The organism is Candidatus Poriferisodalis sp., from assembly GCF_965208925.1.
GTDB lineage: Bacteria > Actinomycetota > Acidimicrobiia > Acidimicrobiales > Poriferisodalaceae > Poriferisodalis.
Window position 1 is genome coordinate 1,322,901 of record NZ_OZ242364.1, and the last position, 16,246, is coordinate 1,339,146.

At 65.1% G+C, this 16,246-nt stretch carries 12 protein-coding genes; 10 read left to right on the forward strand and 2 right to left on the reverse strand.

Annotation, left to right across the window (positions count from 1 at the left end; all coding sequences use genetic code 11):
• Positions 1-245 precede the first annotated feature (245 nt).
• The 10 genes from ACOGI5_RS05865 (at position 246) to ACOGI5_RS05910 (ending at position 14,793) form a co-directional block, all read left to right on the forward strand.
• Positions 246-3,908 (forward strand): DNA-directed RNA polymerase subunit beta, encoded by a 3,663-nt coding sequence (locus ACOGI5_RS05865; protein ID WP_419863504.1) that lies wholly within the window; start codon positions 246-248, stop codon positions 3,906-3,908.
• A gap of 50 nt (positions 3,909-3,958) precedes the next feature.
• On the forward strand, positions 3,959-7,918 hold the full coding sequence (locus tag ACOGI5_RS05870; RefSeq protein ID WP_419863505.1) for a DNA-directed RNA polymerase subunit beta': 3,960 nt from the start codon (positions 3,959-3,961) through the stop codon (positions 7,916-7,918).
• A 170-nt stretch (positions 7,919-8,088) separates the two neighbouring features.
• Complete coding sequence (gene rpsL, locus ACOGI5_RS05875; RefSeq protein WP_419837519.1) at positions 8,089-8,460, forward strand: 30S ribosomal protein S12; 372 nt, start codon at positions 8,089-8,091, stop codon at positions 8,458-8,460.
• A 1-nt stretch (position 8,461) separates the two neighbouring features.
• Positions 8,462-8,932 carry a 30S ribosomal protein S7 gene (gene rpsG / locus ACOGI5_RS05880; protein WP_419863506.1) on the forward strand — a complete coding sequence of 157 codons (471 nt, stop codon included), beginning with the start codon at positions 8,462-8,464 and terminating at the stop codon, positions 8,930-8,932.
• Between the two features lie 52 nt (positions 8,933-8,984).
• Complete coding sequence (fusA, locus tag ACOGI5_RS05885) at positions 8,985-11,069, forward strand: elongation factor G (RefSeq protein WP_419863507.1); 2,085 nt, start codon at positions 8,985-8,987, stop codon at positions 11,067-11,069.
• A 186-nt stretch (positions 11,070-11,255) separates the two neighbouring features.
• Positions 11,256-12,440, forward strand: a complete 1,185-nt coding sequence (tuf, locus tag ACOGI5_RS05890) for an elongation factor Tu (RefSeq protein ID WP_419863508.1) — start codon at positions 11,256-11,258, stop codon at positions 12,438-12,440.
• A gap of 46 nt (positions 12,441-12,486) precedes the next feature.
• Positions 12,487-12,801 carry a 30S ribosomal protein S10 gene (rpsJ, locus tag ACOGI5_RS05895; RefSeq protein WP_323671069.1) on the forward strand — a complete coding sequence of 105 codons (315 nt, stop codon included), beginning with the start codon at positions 12,487-12,489 and terminating at the stop codon, positions 12,799-12,801.
• A gap of 223 nt (positions 12,802-13,024) precedes the next feature.
• Positions 13,025-13,483, forward strand: coding sequence for a hypothetical protein (locus ACOGI5_RS05900; RefSeq protein ID WP_419863509.1), 459 nt, complete (start codon positions 13,025-13,027; stop codon positions 13,481-13,483).
• Between the two features lie 229 nt (positions 13,484-13,712).
• Positions 13,713-13,847 carry a hypothetical protein gene (locus tag ACOGI5_RS05905; RefSeq protein ID WP_419863510.1) on the forward strand — a complete coding sequence of 45 codons (135 nt, stop codon included), beginning with the start codon at positions 13,713-13,715 and terminating at the stop codon, positions 13,845-13,847.
• A gap of 199 nt (positions 13,848-14,046) precedes the next feature.
• Entirely contained in the window at positions 14,047-14,793 is a 747-nt protein-coding gene (locus ACOGI5_RS05910; protein ID WP_419863511.1) for a hypothetical protein, read from the forward strand.
• A 264-nt stretch (positions 14,794-15,057) separates the two neighbouring features.
• On the opposite strand, the gene ACOGI5_RS05915 is transcribed toward ACOGI5_RS05910, so the two are convergent.
• Positions 15,058-15,936 (reverse strand): hypothetical protein, encoded by an 879-nt coding sequence (locus ACOGI5_RS05915; protein ID WP_419863512.1) that lies wholly within the window; start codon positions 15,934-15,936, stop codon positions 15,058-15,060.
• Positions 15,937-15,978: 42 nt separating this feature from the next.
• On the reverse strand, positions 15,979-16,230 hold the full coding sequence (locus ACOGI5_RS05920; protein WP_419863513.1) for a MoaD/ThiS family protein: 252 nt from the start codon (positions 16,228-16,230) through the stop codon (positions 15,979-15,981).
• Between the last annotated feature and the right edge of the window lie 16 nt (positions 16,231-16,246).

Sequence of the window (16,246 nt, forward strand, 5' to 3'; positions counted from 1 at the left end):
ACGCTTCTCACCGCGCGCCGCGTGTCGCGGTTGTGGCGCCCCGCGTTGCTGGATAGCGTTGCCAAGGCCGTGGCACAGGTGGCCTCCCCATTCGCGCACCCACCAGTCCCCAGCATCGAGGCCCAGCGGTGGGCTCCCTGTTTGCTGCGGACGCCTGCGACTGCGCGCGCGTCCACCCCCTCGTCGCCTGCCGCGGGCAGTCGCCTGTGACCCATCCCGAACAACTGAACCACTAGGAGAGTCCGTTGTCGTCTCGTGTCGGCCGCGAACGCTATTCGTTCGGCAACCTCGACGAAGTCCTGGAACTCCCGGACCTCGTGTCCATCCAGAAAGACTCCTTCCAACGATTCCTCGATGTCGGGCTCGCTGAGACCTTCTCAGACATCAGCCCCATCAGCGACTTCGGCGGGCATCTCCAGCTCGTCTTCTCGTTCGACCCCTACGACGAGGACCTGCGCCCGCCGCCCAAGTTCTCCGTCGAGGAGTGCAAAGAACGCGACATGACCTACTCGGCGCCGATCTTCGTGCGCGCCGAGTTCAAGAACGCCCACACCGGCGAGGTCAAGGCCCAGACCGTGTTCATGGGCGACTTCCCGATGATGACCCCCAAGGGCACATTCATCATCAACGGCACCGAACGGGTGGTGGTGAGCCAGCTCGTTCGCTCACCCGGCGTCATCTTCCAGCCCGGCGAGCGCTACCGGCTGCGGAACATGTCGAAGCATCAGCTGGTGACTGCCACCATTCACCCCTACCGCGGCGAGTGGATCGAGTTCGACGTCGAGCACAAGCCGGGCAAGGACCCCACTGCCGGAAGCAGGGTGGCCCGCAAGCGCCGCCTCAGCATCTTCTCGCTGCTGCGAGCGCTGGGCTACGGCGAAGACCGCCATCCCGGCCTGCTCGAGCGGTTCGTCGAGCACTTCGACTTCCTGGAGCCCCAGTGGGAGAAGGATCGAGACGTTGCGCCCAACCAGCAGGATTCGCTTCTCGAGCTGTACAAGCGGGTCCGTCCCGGTGAAGTGGCTACACCGGATGCCGCGTCCAACTACTTCCAGAATGCGTTCTTCGACGAGCGCCGGTACTCGCTGTCCAAGGTCGGCCGCTACAAGCTGAACCGCAAGCTCGGGCCCGAGCTCGACCGCGTGTCCGAGCTGTTCGGTCTCGACTTCGTCGACGCCGATCATCCCGACGCGCTCGAGCACCCGGAGCTGATCCGTCCCGATCCCGATTCCACGGTGCTCACCCGCAGCGAAGTCCTGGCCACGGCGAGCTACCTGCTGCACCTGGCGAATGCCGAGCCCGGCTACCGCCTGGACGACCAGGATCACTTCGCCAACCGCCGCATTCGCTCCGTCGGCGAGCTGATCCAGAACCAGGTGCGCATCGGTCTCAGCCGCATGGAACGGGTCGTGCGCGAGCGCATGACCACCCAGGACGTCGAGGCCATCACGCCGCAGACGCTGATCAACATCCGCCCCGTCGTGGCGGCCACCAAGGAGTTCTTCGGCACCAGCCAGCTCAGCCAGTTCATGGATCAGGTGAACCCGCTGTCGGGCCTCACCCACCGCCGCCGCCTGTCCGCGCTCGGTCCTGGCGGCCTGTCGCGGGAACGAGCCGGTTTCGAGGTGCGCGACGTCCACTTCAGCCACTACGGCCGCATGTGCCCCATCGAGACGCCGGAAGGTCCGAACATCGGCCTGATCGGCGCGCTGGCCACCTTCGCCCGTGTCAACGAGTTCGGCTTCATCGAGTCGCCCTACCGCGTCATCTCCGACGGCAAGGCCACCAGCGAGGTGCGGTACCTGACCGCGGACGAGGAAGAGGAGTTCGTGGTTGCGCAGGCCAACGCGCCGCTCAACCCGGACGGATCGTTCCGCAATCCCCGCGTGCTCGTGCGCAAGAGCCCCCAGGGCGCCAGCCTGGAGGATCTCCGGCTGCAGATGGAGCGCGACACCTACTTCGCCGCCACCACCGAGATCAGCTACGTGCCGGCATCGGAAGTCCAGCTCATGGACGTCTCGCCGAAGCAGATCGTGTCGGTGGCCACGGCGCTCATCCCGTTCCTCGAGCACGACGACGCCAACCGGGCACTCATGGGCGCCAACATGCAGCGCCAGGCGGTGCCGCTGCTGCGGGCCGAAGCCCCCTATATCGGCACCGGCATCGAAGGCCTCGCCATGGCCGACGCCGCCGAAATGGTGCTAGCGGAACTCGAAGACGACAAGGGCGAGCGCCAGGGCGTCGGAGGCGAAGTCACCGAAGTCGCCGGCGACTGCATCGTCATTGACGGAGACGACGGCAAGCGGCACGAATTCCCGCTGCTCAAGTTCCGGCGCTCCAACCAAGACACGTGCATCAACCAGCGGGCACTCGTTCGCGTCGGCGATCGCGTGGAGCCTCAGGCCGTCATCGCGGACGGACCCTCCACCGATCACGGCGAGTTGGCGCTGGGCAAGAACCTCCTCGTGGCCTACATGGCCTGGGAGGGCTACAACTACGAGGACGCCATCATCCTGTCGGAGCGTCTGGTGAAGGACGACGTGCTCACGTCGATCCACATTCACGAGTACGAGATCGACGCCCGCGACACCAAGCTGGGTCCCGAGGAGATCACCCGGGACATCCCGAACCTGGCCGATGACATCCTCGCCGACCTCGACGAGCAGGGCATCGTGCGCATCGGCGCCGAAGTCGAGCCAGGCGCGGTGCTGGTGGGCAAGGTCACGCCCAAGGGCGAGACCGAGCTCACGCCCGAGGAACGGCTGCTGCGTGCCATCTTCGGCGAGAAGGCCCGAGAGGTGCGCGACACCTCGCTCAAGGTGCCTCACGGCGAGAACGGCGTCGTCACCGACATCCGGGTGTTCAGCCGCGACGCCGACGACGAGCTGCCGCCTGGCGTGAACCAGCTTGTGCGCGTGTACGTGGCCCAGAAGCGCAAGATCAGCGTGGGCGACAAGCTCGCTGGGCGTCACGGCAACAAGGGCGTGATCTCGAAGATTCTCCCCACCGAGGACATGCCCTACCTGGCCGACGGCACACCGGTCGACATCATCCTGAGCCCGCTGGGGATACCGAGCCGCATGAACGTCGGCCAGGTGCTCGAAGCACATCTGGGCTACGCAGCGCGCTGGGGCTGGGAGGCCACCGACGAGAGCGGCAAGCCCGAGATGATCGGCAAGGAGCCGGTCAGCAACACGGCGCGCAAGACCCGCCCCACCACCGAGCCGTCGGTGTTCATTGCGACGCCGGTGTTCGACGGGGCGCGCTGGGACGAGGAAGAAGCTGCCGGGCGGCATCCCACCATCCAGCAGACCCTCGAAAAGCTGCGGCCCGAGTCGGTGACCGGCGAACGCCTGATGACCCGCTCAGGCAAGACGGTGCTCTTCAACGGGCGCACCGGCGAGGCCTACGACGAGCCGATCATGGTCGGCTACAGCTACATCTTGAAGCTGGCACACCTGGTCGACGACAAGATCCACGCTCGCTCGACGGGGCCCTATTCGATGATCACCCAGCAACCGCTGGGCGGCAAGGCGCAATTCGGCGGCCAGCGCTTCGGCGAGATGGAGGTCTGGGCGCTTGAGGCGTACGGCGCCGCCTACTGCCTGCAGGAGCTGCTCACCATCAAGTCCGACGACGTGCTGGGCCGGGTGCGCGTGTACGAGGCGATCGTCAAAGGCGAGAACATCCCTGAGCCCGGCATTCCCGAGAGCTTCAAGGTGCTCATCAAGGAAATGCAGGCGCTCTGCCTCAACGTCGAGGTCATGTCGACCGCCGGGCAGCAGATCGACATCGCCGGCCTCGACGAGGACGTGTTCCGCGCCGAGGAATCGCTCGGCATCGACATCAGCCGGCCCGAACGCGGCACTGATGAAGAGGACGAGCTGCGTCGCCAGCAGCGCATCTAAGCGGCGTCACCCAACGACACAGCCACGACGACAAGGGCTAGGCACTCAGCATGATCGATTCAGAACGCAAGTTTGACGTCAACAACTTCTCTGACATCCGGATCGGCCTCGCGACCGCCGATGCCATCCGCACATGGTCCAACGGCGAGGTCCGCAAGCCGGAGACCATCAACTACCGCACGCTCAAGCCCGAGAAGGACGGCTTGTTCTGCGAGAAGATCTTCGGTCCCACCAAGGACTGGGAGTGCGGCTGCGGCAAGTACAAGCGCGTCCGGTTCAAGGGCATCATCTGCGAGCGCTGCGGCGTGGAAGTCACCCGTTCCAAGGTGCGCCGCGAACGCATGGGCCACATCGAGCTGGCAGCCCCTGTGGTGCACATCTGGTACCTGCGGGGCACCCGCTCATGGCTGGCGTACTTCTTGACTGGCCTCGAGCCCCGTCAGGAGCTGAAGGCCAAGGCGCTGGAACGCGTCATCTACTTCGCTGCGAACCTGGTCACCAAGGTCGACAGCGAGAAGCTGCATGCCGACCTGCCGCGGCTCGAAGCCGAGAAGGCTGAAGAGCTCGACGTCATCGACGAGGAGCTCGCCGAGCGTCGTGCGGAGCGGCTCGCCGAACTCGAGAACGAGCTGAAGCAACTCGAGGCCGAGGATGCCAAGGAACGCGAGCTGCGGTCGGCCCAGCGCGAATCCGAGCGTGACCTCGATGCCATTGACGAAGAGGCCAACGAGGAGAAAGACCTCACCGAGCGCGCTTTCGCGGCGCTGCGCGATCTGCACGAGCGGATGATCGTGGACGACGAGGATCTCTGGCGCGAGCTGGAGGACCGCTACGGCCAGTACTTCGAGGGCGGCATGGGCGCCGAGGCCATCGCGCAGCTCATGGCCAACATGGACTTCGACGTCGAAGAGGCCGAGCTGCGTGCGGCCATCGAGGCGTCCGACGGGCGTCGGCCTTTGTCGGCCCAGCGCAAGCAGAAGGCGATCAAGCGCCTCAAGATCCTGAGCGCGTTCAACCGGCGAGACGAGCACGGGCGCCGCATCAACGACCCACGGGCGATGATTCTCGACGCGGTGCCGTGCATCCCGCCCGACCTGCGCCCCATGGTGCAGCTCGACGGCGGCCGCTTCGCGACGTCCGACCTGAATGATCTCTACCGACGTGTCATCAACCGCAACAACCGGCTGAAGCGCCTGCTGGACCTGCGGGCACCCGAGATCATCGTCAACAACGAGAAGCGCATGCTGCAAGAGGCGGTGGATGCGCTGTTCGACAACGGCCGAAGGGGCCGTCCTGTGACAGGCCCCGGCAATCGGGCGCTGAAGTCGCTGTCGGACATGCTCAAGGGCAAGCAGGGTCGCTTCCGCCAGAACCTGCTCGGCAAGCGCGTGGACTACTCGGGCCGCTCGGTCATCGTTGCGGGCCCCACGCTGCGCCTGCACCAGTGCGGGCTGCCCAAGCTGATGGCGCTCGAGCTGTTCAAGCCGTTCGTCATGAAGCGGCTGGTCGACTCGGAGATTGCGCAGAACATCAAGTCGGCCAAGCGGATGGTCGAGCGCCGCCGCGCCGACGTCTGGGACGTGCTCGAGGACGTCATCAAAGAGCACCCGGTGCTGCTGAACCGGGCGCCCACGCTGCACCGGCTGGGCATCCAGGCCTTCGAGCCGCTGCTGGTGGAGGGCAAGGCGATCCAGATCCATCCGCTCGTGTGCGCCGCTTTCAACGCCGACTTCGACGGCGACCAGATGGCCGTGCACCTGCCGCTGTCCTCGGAGGCACAGGCAGAGGCACGGGTGCTGATGCTGTCGGCCAACAACCTCCTGAGCCCCGCAGATGGCCGGCCGATGACGGTGCCCAACCTGGACATGCTCATCGGCAGCTACTACCTGACGGAGGCGACCGGCCCGGACAGCGATGACAGCAGCGATGACCAGGCCGGCAAGCCGGTCTTCCGCCACCTGCATCAGATCGAGCAGGCGCTCGACCTCGGCCACCTCAAGCTGCACCAGCTCATCGAGTGGCGCATCGATCAGCTCAGCGATGGCAACGGCAGCTACACGCCCACGACGCCAGGCCGTGCGCTGTTCAACGCTGCGCTCCCCGACGACTTCGAGTACGTGAACCGGCCCGTGCGCAAGGGCGACATGGGCCGCATCGTGCGCGCCCTGTCCGACAACTACTCCACGAGCGAGATTGCCGTCAGCCTCGACCACATCAAGGACCTCTGCTACGAGTACGCCAGCCGCTCGGGCTTGACGATCTCGGTCGACGATGTGAGCACTCCGCCCAACAAGGCGGAGATCCTCGAACGCCACGAGGGCGAGGCGGAGCGAGTCGAGACCCAGTTCCGGCGCGGCATCATCACCGACGGCGAGCGGCGGCAGAAGGAAGTGGAGATCTGGACTGATGCCACCGAAGAGGTGCGTCGCTCGCTGGAAGGCGAGATGTCGCGCACCACGTTCAACCCGATCGGCATGATGGTCGGCTCCGGCGCACGCGGGAACATGATGCAGGTGCGCCAGATTGCCGCCATCCGCGGGTTGGTCGCCAATCCTCGCGGCGACATCATCCCGCGCCCCATCAAGTCGTCGTACCGCGAGGGCTTGGCCACTCTGGAGTACTTCATCTCCACGCCCGGCGCACGCAAGGGCCTGGTCGACACGGCACTGCGCACGGCCGACTCGGGCTACCTGACCCGCCGGCTCGTCGATGTCGCCCAAGAGCTCATCATCAACAGCGAGATTCCCTTCGACCGGCCCGGTCCGGTGAATGGGCTGTGGATCGAGGACGTCGTCCCGGACGGACCGGACAAGCGCACCCATCTCGACACGAGGCTGTTCAGCCGCTGCCTCGCGGCGGAAGTGACGCTCAGCGACGGCACCGTGCTCGAGGCCGGACGGCTGGTCGGCGAGGACGAGCTGATCGCGCTGCGCGACGACCCTGACGTCACGCGGGTCCGTGTGCTGTCCCCGCTCACCGACGACTCCGAGTTCGGCGTGTCGGCCATGGCCTACGGCGGATCGCTGGCCACCGGCAAGCTCATTGAGGTTGGCGAGGCGGTCGGCGTGATCGCTGCCCAGTCAATCGGCGAGCCGGGCACGCAGCTGACCATGAGGACGTTCCACACTGGCGGTGTCATCGGCGGCGAGAACATCGCCGGCGGTCTGCCCCGCGTGGTCGAGCTGTTCGAAGCTCGTACGCCGCGCGGCAAGGCCGTGCTGGCCCGCCGTTCGGGTGTGGTGCGCATCGGCGAGGACGACGGTCGGGGACGCCAGATCGATGTGATCGGCGATGACGGCTCCGAGGACACCTACACGGTTCCGTCCATGTCGCGGCTCGCGGTGACCGACGGGCAGGACATCCGCGCCGGCGACCCGCTCGTCGACGGTCCGCGCGACCCCAAGGAGCTCATCGAGATCCGCGGCGTGCGCGAGACCCAGCAGTACCTCGTCTCCGAGGTGCAGAAGGTGTACCGCGAGCAGGGCGTGTCGATCCATGACAAGCACATCGAGCTGATCATCCGCCAGATGACCCGGCGGGTGCTCGTCGGCGAGCAGGGCGACTCGCCGTTCCTGCCCGGCGAACAGGTCGACCAGCGGAACTACCGCGAAGCCAACCGCGAGCTGGTGGCCCAGAGCCGTCGGCCCGCCGAGGGCCGCCCGATCATCATGGGCATCACGAAGGCATCGCTCGCGACCGAGTCGTGGCTCTCGGCTGCTTCCTTCCAGGAGACGACCCGCGTGCTGACCGAGGCGGCCATCGAGTCGCGTCGCGACAGCTTGAAGGGCCTCAAGGAGAACATCATCATCGGCAAGCTGATTCCGGCCGGCACCGGTCAGGACGTGTATCGCAACATCGACACGATCGCCCCCGAATACGAGCCGATGGAGTTCTGGTCGTCCGAGGATGCCCAGGACCCGGCCGCGTGGCTGGCGTCGATCGGCGGCGATCCTGATGCCGACGAGGCAAGTCTTGACGAGAGCGTCGCGTCATTCACCGACGCCAGCTGAGCGGTTGTCGTGTTGGGGCGCGCTGCCTAGCCTTCATAGCCGGTTTCGGCGCGCTGCCGGGTGGGGCATTGCGCAGATCTGCCCGACTCCTGCCGGTCGACCTGTTCGCTGGCAGCCTGTCCCACTGACAGCCCCGGCTCGCAGGGGTCTCCCAACTCACTGAGGTTCTGGTGCCCACGATCCAGCAGCTGGTCCGCAAGGGCCGAAAGTCCAAGCCGACGAAGGTGCGCACGCCCGCGTTGAAGGGTTCGCCACAACGGCGCGGGGTTTGCACCCGCGTGTACACGCACACGCCGAAGAAGCCGAATTCGGCCCTGCGCAAGGTCGCCCGTGTGCGTCTCACGAGCGGTGTCGAGGTGACCGCCTACATCCCGGGCGAGGGCCACAACCTGCAGGAGCACAGCATCGTTCTGGTGCGCGGCGGCCGGGTCAAGGATCTGCCCGGCGTCCGTTACAAGATCATCCGCGGAGCGCTGGATGCTTCGGGTGTGAACGCTCGGCAGCAGGCACGCTCGCGCTACGGCGCCAAGCGGGAGTCCTGACGTGCCCCGCCGAGGTGCAGCACCCCGCCGCGACATCGCTCCCGACCCCGTCTACGACTCCGCGCTGGTCACCCAGTTCATCAACAAGGTGCTGCGGCGCGGCAAACGCTCGCTGGCCGAGCACATCGTGTACCAAGCGATGGATCTCGTCGGCGAGCGGACCGGCGGCGAGCCGCTCGAGATCCTGAAGCGGGCGGTGGACAACACCAGGCCGCAAGTTGAAGTGAAGAGCCGCCGAGTCGGCGGTGCCACCTACCAGGTGCCCGTCGAGGTGCGCCCGCGCCGCGCCACCGCGCTGGCAATTCGCTGGATCGTGGGCTTCGCCCGCGAGCGCCGTGAGCGCACGATGTCGGAACGACTCGCGAACGAGCTGATGGATGCCTCCAACGGCACCGGCTCGGCTGCCAAGCGGCGTGAGGACACGCATCGCATGGCTGAGGCCAACAAGGCCTTCGCGCATTACCGCTGGTAACGGATCGCTGGCGATCTGATCGGGATATCTGGTCAATTGGGGCAACGCTGAAATGGCTCGAACGCAACCTCTCGACCGCGTCCGCAACATCGGGATCATGGCCCACATCGATGCGGGCAAGACCACGGTGACGGAGCGGATCCTCTACTACACCGGCGTCAACTACAAGATCGGCGAGGTCCACGACGGCGCCGCCACGATGGACTGGATGGAGCAGGAGCAGGAGCGCGGCATCACCATCACCTCTGCCGCCACCACCTGCCACTGGAACGATCACGTCATCAACATCATCGACACGCCGGGCCACGTCGACTTCACCGTCGAGGTGGAGCGCTCGCTGCGGGTGCTCGACGGCGCCGTGGCAGTGTTCGACGGCGTCGCGGGCGTAGAGCCGCAGACCGAGACCGTCTGGCGTCAAGCCGACCGGTACGGCGTGCCGCGGATGTGCTTCATCAACAAGCTGGACCGCACGGGCGCCTCGTTCTTCGGCTCGCTGGCCAGCATCGAGGACCGGCTCACCCCCAACACGGCTGTCCTGCAGCTGCCGATCGGCCTCGAGGCCGACTTCGAAGGCGTGGTGGACCTGGTCGAGATGAACGCTGTGGTGTGGAAAGGCGACGACCTCGGCGCCACCTACGACATTGTCGACATTCCTGCCGATCTGGCCGATCGGGCGTCCGAGTACCGCAGCAAGCTGCTCGAACGGCTCGCCGATGTCGATGAGGACATCATGCTGGCCTACCTCGAAGGCGAAGAGGTCGATGGCGACACGATCCGGCGGGCGATCCGGCAGGGCACTGTCGACGGCCAGATCGTGCCGGTGCTTACCGGCAGCGCGTTCAAGAACAAGGGCGTGCAGCCGCTGCTCGACGCCGTCACGATGTACCTGCCCGCGCCGGTGGACATCCCGGCAATTGCGGGCCGCTCGACGAATGGCAAGGACGATCTGGAGCGCAAGCCGAGCGACGAAGAGCCGTTCTCGGCGCTGGCGTTCAAGATCATGACCGACCCTCACGTCGGCAAGCTCACCTATTTTCGGGTGTACAGCGGCAAGTTCGAGCGCGGCGGCCAGGTGCTCAACACCACCACGGGCAATCGCGAGCGCATCGGGCGCATCCTGCAGATGCACGCCAACAACCGCGAAGACCGGGACGACATCGGCACTGGCGACATCGTCGCGGGCATCGGTCTGAAGAACACTCGCACGGGCGACACGCTGTGCGATTCGTCGAAGCCGATTGTGCTCGAACAGCTTGACTTCCCCGACCCGGTCGTGCACGTCGCTGTCGAGCCCAAGTCCAAGGGCGACCAGGACAAGCTGGGCAAGGCGCTCACGGCGCTCAGCGAGGAAGACCCCACCTTCCAGGTCAAGACCGACGACGAGACGGGCCAGACCGTGATCTCAGGCATGGGCGAGCTGCACCTCGAGGTGCTGGTGGACCGGATGCTGCGGGAGTTCAAGGTGGACGCCTCGATCGGCAAGCCGCAGGTGGCCTACCGCGAGACGATCACGTCGCCGGTTGACAAATTCGAGTACCGCCACATCAAGCAGACCGGCGGCTCGGGTCAGTACGCAGTGGTGGTCATCAATCTGCGCCCGTCTGAGCCCGGCGAGGGATACGTCTTCGAGGACAGCATCCGCGGTGGCGTGATCCCGCGCGAGTACATCTCGTCGGTCGATGCTGGCCTGCAGTCGTCGCTGGAGAACGGCCCGCTGGCCGGCTTCCCGCTGGTGGACGTGGCCGTCGACCTGATCGACGGCAACCATCACGACGTGGACTCTTCGGAGATGGCCTTCAAGATCGCCGGCACGATGGCCATGCGCGATGCAGCGAGGCTGGCACGGCCCGTCCTGCTGGAGCCGGTCATGTCGGTGGAGGTCGTCACGCCCGAGCACTACATGGGCGACGTCATCGGCGATCTCAACTCACGGCGCGGTCGGGTCGGGCAGATGGAGCTGCGCGGCGTGAATCAGGTGATCGACGCCAAGGTGCCGCTGTCGGAGATGTTCGGCTACGCCAATGACCTCCGGTCCCGCACCCAGGGCCGCGCGACCTACAGCATGCAATTCGACAACTACGAGCAGGTGCCGTCCAGCATCGCCGAGGAGATCATCAAGCGCATCCGCGGCGAATGACCCGAGCCGCTGCTGGCGGGCCGCAGTCGGCTTCCGTTTGCGGTCATGCGGCCCTTTCCATTGGAACTGGGCCACGGCATCCCTAGCCTCACACCGTTCAGAACCTTGAAGAAACAAAGAAAACAGGCATCCCTGCACCTCACTCACCCCTGATAGGCGAGCAGAACCCCGAAAGGCGGGCACGACATGGCAAAAGAGCGTTTCGAGCGGACCAAGCCTCACGTCAACGTGGGCACGATGGGCCACATCGACCACGGCAAGACGACACTGACGGCTGCCATCACGCGCGTGCTGTCCGAACAGTTCGGCGGCCAGGCGACGGCCTTCGACGAGATCGACAAGGCCCCCGAGGAGCGTGAGCGCGGCATCACGATCTCCATCGCGCACGTCGAGTACGAGACGGCGAACCGGCACTACGCGCACGTCGACATGCCCGGTCACGCCGACTACATCAAGAACATGATCACCGGCGCCGCCCAGGTGGACGGCGCCGTCCTGGTGGTGTCCGCCGCTGACGGCCCGATGCCCCAGACCCGTGAGCACGTGCTGCTCGCCCGCCAGGTCGGCGTGCCCTACATCGTGGTCGCCCTCAACAAGGTCGACATGGTCGACGACGAGGAGCTGCTCGAGCTCGTGGAGCTCGAAGTACGCGAGCTGCTCAGCGAGTACGGGTTCCCCGGCGACGACGTTCCGGTGGTCCGAGTCTCCGCGCTGAACGCGCTGGAGGGCGACGCGGCCGCTGCCGAGCAGATCGTCGAGCTGATGAACGCGGTCGACGAGTACGTGCCCGAACCCGAGCGCGACACTGACCGCCCCTTCCTGATGCCGATCGAGGACGTCTTCTCGATCACCGGCCGCGGCACCGTGGTGACCGGCAAGATCGAGCAGGGCATCATCAACAGCGGCGACGAGGTCGAGATCGTGGGCATCCGCGAGACGCAGACCACCACGGTGACCGGCGTCGAGATGTTCCGCAAGATCCTCGATCAGGGCCAGGCGGGCGACAACGTCGGCCTGCTGCTGCGCGGCACCGGCAAGGACGAGGTGGAGCGCGGCCAGGTCTGCACCCGCAAGGGCGCGATCACTCCGCACACCAAGTTCGAGGCGCAGGTGTACGTGCTGACCAAGGACGAGGGCGGCCGCCACAAGCCGTTCTTCTCGAACTACCGGCCGCAGTTCTACTTCCGCACCACCGACATCACCGGCGTGGTCGACCTTCCCGCAGGCACCGAGATGTGCATGCCAGGCGACAACACCGAGATGACCGTCGAGCTGATCAACCCGATCGCGATGGACGAGGGTTTGCTCTTCGCCATCCGCGAGGGCGGGCGCACCGTCGGTTCCGGCCGGGTGACGAAGATCCTTCAGTAGCGGTCAGGCCCGCAGCAGTTACGCCCCAGCGCAGTTAGGCAGCGACATGGCAGCACCTCGGATCCGAATGCGGCTCAAGGCCTACGACCACGAGATCGTGGACCAGTCGGCACAGAAGATCACTGAGACCGTGCTGCGCACCAACGCCAAGGTGCGTGGACCGGTGCCGCTGCCGACCGAGAAGCATCGCTACACGGTCGTGCGGTCCCCCCACAAGGACAAGGACTCGCGCGAGCACTTCGAGATGCGCATCCACAAGCGCCTCATCGACGTGATCGATCCCACCGACAAGACGGTCGACTCGCTCCAGCGGCTCGACCTGCCTGCCGGCGTCGAGATCGAGCTCAAGGTCCAGCCCTAGCGCACTCGCTCCGTTTCTGTGGCAGGTGCGGCTCTGGCGCTGCTTCAGCCTGCTATTTCTCACAGTTTCCTGGACCCGAAGTTCAACTTGCATCCAAGTTGCATTGACGGCAACGAACACGAGCTCCGGAACCTCGGTTGATTCCGCGCTGGCTCGGAGACAAGCTCGGCTTCTCGCATCAACGGCGATAGAACTTCTGAAATAGTTCAGGTATGGTGCTCGTATGTCGGTCGTCGAGCGGACATTCTCAGAATTCTTGCGTCACCCCAACGAGGTGGTGGCAGAGCTCGAAGAACACGATGTCGTCCTCCGTCGTAGAAACGCGCCCGCGCTTCGGCTGTGTCGGGCCGACCGCGATGTCGCGCGTTCGGACGCGTTTGAGGCATTCGCTCGGATGCTCCGAAACCTCGCTGCGCACAGTCCGGTTGCATTCGGGGCAGCGCTAGGTGAGGCCTATCCCTGGGTGAAGTACTTGCCCCGTAACGAGCGCGAGCAGTTTGCGCAGGAATTGACTTACGAGCTCTTGGCTGCGGTTTCTGTCGGGGTATTTGAGCCCGTGGCTCTGCTTGTGGATGCGTGGAGGGCCACTGCCGAGGTGTACGCCGACCCCGAGTTGTTGCGCCAGCTTTCGGAACCAATCGAGGTGTCGCACGGCGGCCCGGTTCCGTATCCGACTGACTGAATCCGGCTGGCGAAGTATCTTGCCGAGACGCCGAGAACGTGTTGCGCCGCCGCCGCGAGCGGACGGCTGGGATTGCCGCTTCGCGAACAATGATGCGGCGAAGGGCTGGGAACAGGTTTCCTCGGCTGCGCCAGGTAACGCCCGGAGCGCGTGGGAGCGGATCACGAAGGAACCGCGGCGCCGGGATACTCGTCAGAAGCCGCTCCAAGGACAGCTCGCCAGCCGTTCGGTGAACGGCGTCGAGATGGAGCAGTGGCAGTACGAAGTCACTGCTGGCGGTCGCATCTGGTACTGCATCGACGACGCCCAGCGAACGGTCTGGTTGACGGTCGCAAGTACAGGCCATCCGAAGGCCACCGAATAGCCAGGCCCCAGCGATGAACGGACGAACGGGTACGGCGATGATCGCAGCGCAGCCAGAGCCGGTACCTGCGATCGTTACGGGCGAGCAAGCCTCTCGCTCGCATGCACAACCCGGTTTCCTTCGCGACCGAGCACTTGGCTCAACAGCTTCCTACCCGTCCTGATCAGTATCGATGCAACGCCCAGCAGGATCCACTCGAGTGAGCCGACCGAAAACGGTATTGGTTGTGCTGCTGGTTGCCGCCGTGGGAGTAGCGGGCCTGCTATTGGGTATGCAACTCGAGGGTGGCAACGCAGACAGTCCAACCGAGATTGACCCGATGCCAGCCACGGAAGCTGCACTTGCGACCAGTACCGCGTCCATGGCTGAAGAGATCCCAACCGAAACCATCGAACCGCCCTCGACCACGGCGACGGACCCATCGGTGACGTTGGCGCCGACTACATCGCTGACGCCGACGACGACGGCCGATCGCGCGGCAAGGGAGGCCGCAGAGCTTGCAGCCCGTCGGGAGGCAGAGCGCGAGGAAGCTGCCCTACGCGCTGAGGAAGAAGCACGACGAACCAAGGAGGAGGCGCGAGCGCGGGCCGAGCATGAGCAGAAGTTCGAGGTTTGCTCGGAACTCGCAGCGGAGTGGAGCGATGCCAAGAGCAAGATGCTGAACGACGCGGTCATACATGCCACCGACTATTCGTCTTCAGACCCTCAGGTGCTGAGGGCGTTCTATGCCCGTTCCCTCAGCAATCGATTGGAGTGGGCCCGTTTGGCCGGAGCCATCCTCGATTCACCGGACTGCCAAGACGTCCTGACCAGTGGTGAACACGATCAGATAAGATTGGATTTCGAGGAAGCCGTCGCGTCGATCGAGGACACCCGGCAATCGTGTAGGTCCAGTTTCCTGACGCACTTGCTCAGCGGCGGGTCCATTCCTGAGTTCTGCAAGTAACGGCACGACGATTCCGTCGCAACCCGGCGCAGGAGAACTGATGCGCCAGTCAAGTTTCGAAACGACGGGCGCTCCACTAACGAGCCCGTCCAAGTGAGCATCGGAATCGAGGGTGTCTTCGAACCGGTTAGCGCTAGATGGATGAGCGATTGGCTGTTGACGGCACCGGCACTTCAAGTTCAAGGCGCTGCGTAGCACTGGTCGTGAGCTACGGGGTCGATGGGCGTCAGCAAGACGGTGACGGCTTGCGGTCTTCCGACCGAGTCAAATTCCATACAGCGCATCCTCATCCGCGTCCGGGTCGATCGCACGAAACACGACGATCTCGGCGTTGTCCCCCGATCCCGCTGCATACGCCCCCGTGGAATCGCTGTAGTCCGGTTTGCGAGATGTGCTTTGGAAGTGCTTGCGAATCAGATTTTCGAAAGCACGAGGTGCGTCTCTTCCAGCAACGGTCAAGATGCGACGCCGACCGTTTGTTTCGGAAATGTCGGCGACCCACATCGTTCGTGCATCAAGCAGCTCCGAAACTCCGCAGCCGAGCCGATCTGGCACCGTGGCCAGCATGTCCAGAGCGCCAGCGTCGATCGATGGCTTCGATGGAGTCTCAACGTGCATATGTCGGTGTGCGATCTTCGCGGCCGCCCGGAGTAAGTCGGCGAGCGAGACGGACACAGACTCCGCGTCTGTGGTTTCGATCTTGGTGCTTGCGAGCGAAGCAGCGGCACCTGATGGATCTACCTCGTTGACCCACATGATCAGGAGGCGGGCCGCGACTCCCACTACGGCGGGATGCCACGTGCCACCGCTTGCCACAGCAAGATCTGCTGCGTCGCGTAGCTGTCGATAAAGCAAGACACGGCCGAGCGCATCGAATCGCGCCATCTCGACGGCAGTTCGCGCATCGGAGCGCACCGCCGCGAGGTGACTCGCCTCGATCAGCGCTACTTCGAGTTCGGCGTCTTCGTCACGGCGCTCAAACGCGTCATGCGTCGTTTCCTGCGGGTCATAACCCAGATAGTCGGCTTCGATGGCCTCGTAGTCGTCGTAGCCGTATTCGTCTGTGTCGTAGACGAACTCTTCCAAGCTCCAGTTCTGACGTTGCCAGCGCTCGTCACTCAGGTCAATGTCGTGCTCTTGCATACAGATCACACCGTCTATCGCGTGGGCGGCGTTGGCCGTGACTCAGCCGCCCGCAAGCGGGCGGACTAAGTACACCTCTGAGGTGTCGGTGAGTTCCTCGAGCCAGGGGTCGGGGATGATCTCGCCGTCGATAGCGACTGCGGTGGACGACGTCTCGACGAGGTGCGCGTTGAGTGATGGGAACAGCTCTGCGAGTTGCCGCACCAGGTCGCGCACGTTCGCCGCTTCGATGGTGACCTCAGGCGTCCCGCCGGTGTGCTGGCGCTGGTCGGTCGAGAAGTGAACGACCGCCATCGAGTTGCCCCGACGA

Bases quoted from the DNA above. Each gene is read 5' to 3' on its own strand.
- ACOGI5_RS05870 (WP_419863505.1), top strand. From the start codon at position 3,959: ATGATCGATTCAGAACGCAAGTTTGACGTCAACAACTTCTCTGACATC.
- fusA (WP_419863507.1), top strand. From the start codon at position 8,985: ATGGCTCGAACGCAACCTCTCGACCGCGTCCGCAACATCGGGATCATG.
- tuf (WP_419863508.1), top strand. From the start codon at position 11,256: ATGGCAAAAGAGCGTTTCGAGCGGACCAAGCCTCACGTCAACGTGGGC.
- rpsJ (WP_323671069.1), top strand. From the start codon at position 12,487: ATGGCAGCACCTCGGATCCGAATGCGGCTCAAGGCCTACGACCACGAG.
- ACOGI5_RS05900 (WP_419863509.1), top strand. From the start codon at position 13,025: ATGTCGGTCGTCGAGCGGACATTCTCAGAATTCTTGCGTCACCCCAAC.
- ACOGI5_RS05915 (WP_419863512.1), bottom strand. From the start codon at position 15,936: ATGCAAGAGCACGACATTGACCTGAGTGACGAGCGCTGGCAACGTCAG.
- ACOGI5_RS05920 (WP_419863513.1), bottom strand. From the start codon at position 16,230: ATGGCGGTCGTTCACTTCTCGACCGACCAGCGCCAGCACACCGGCGGG.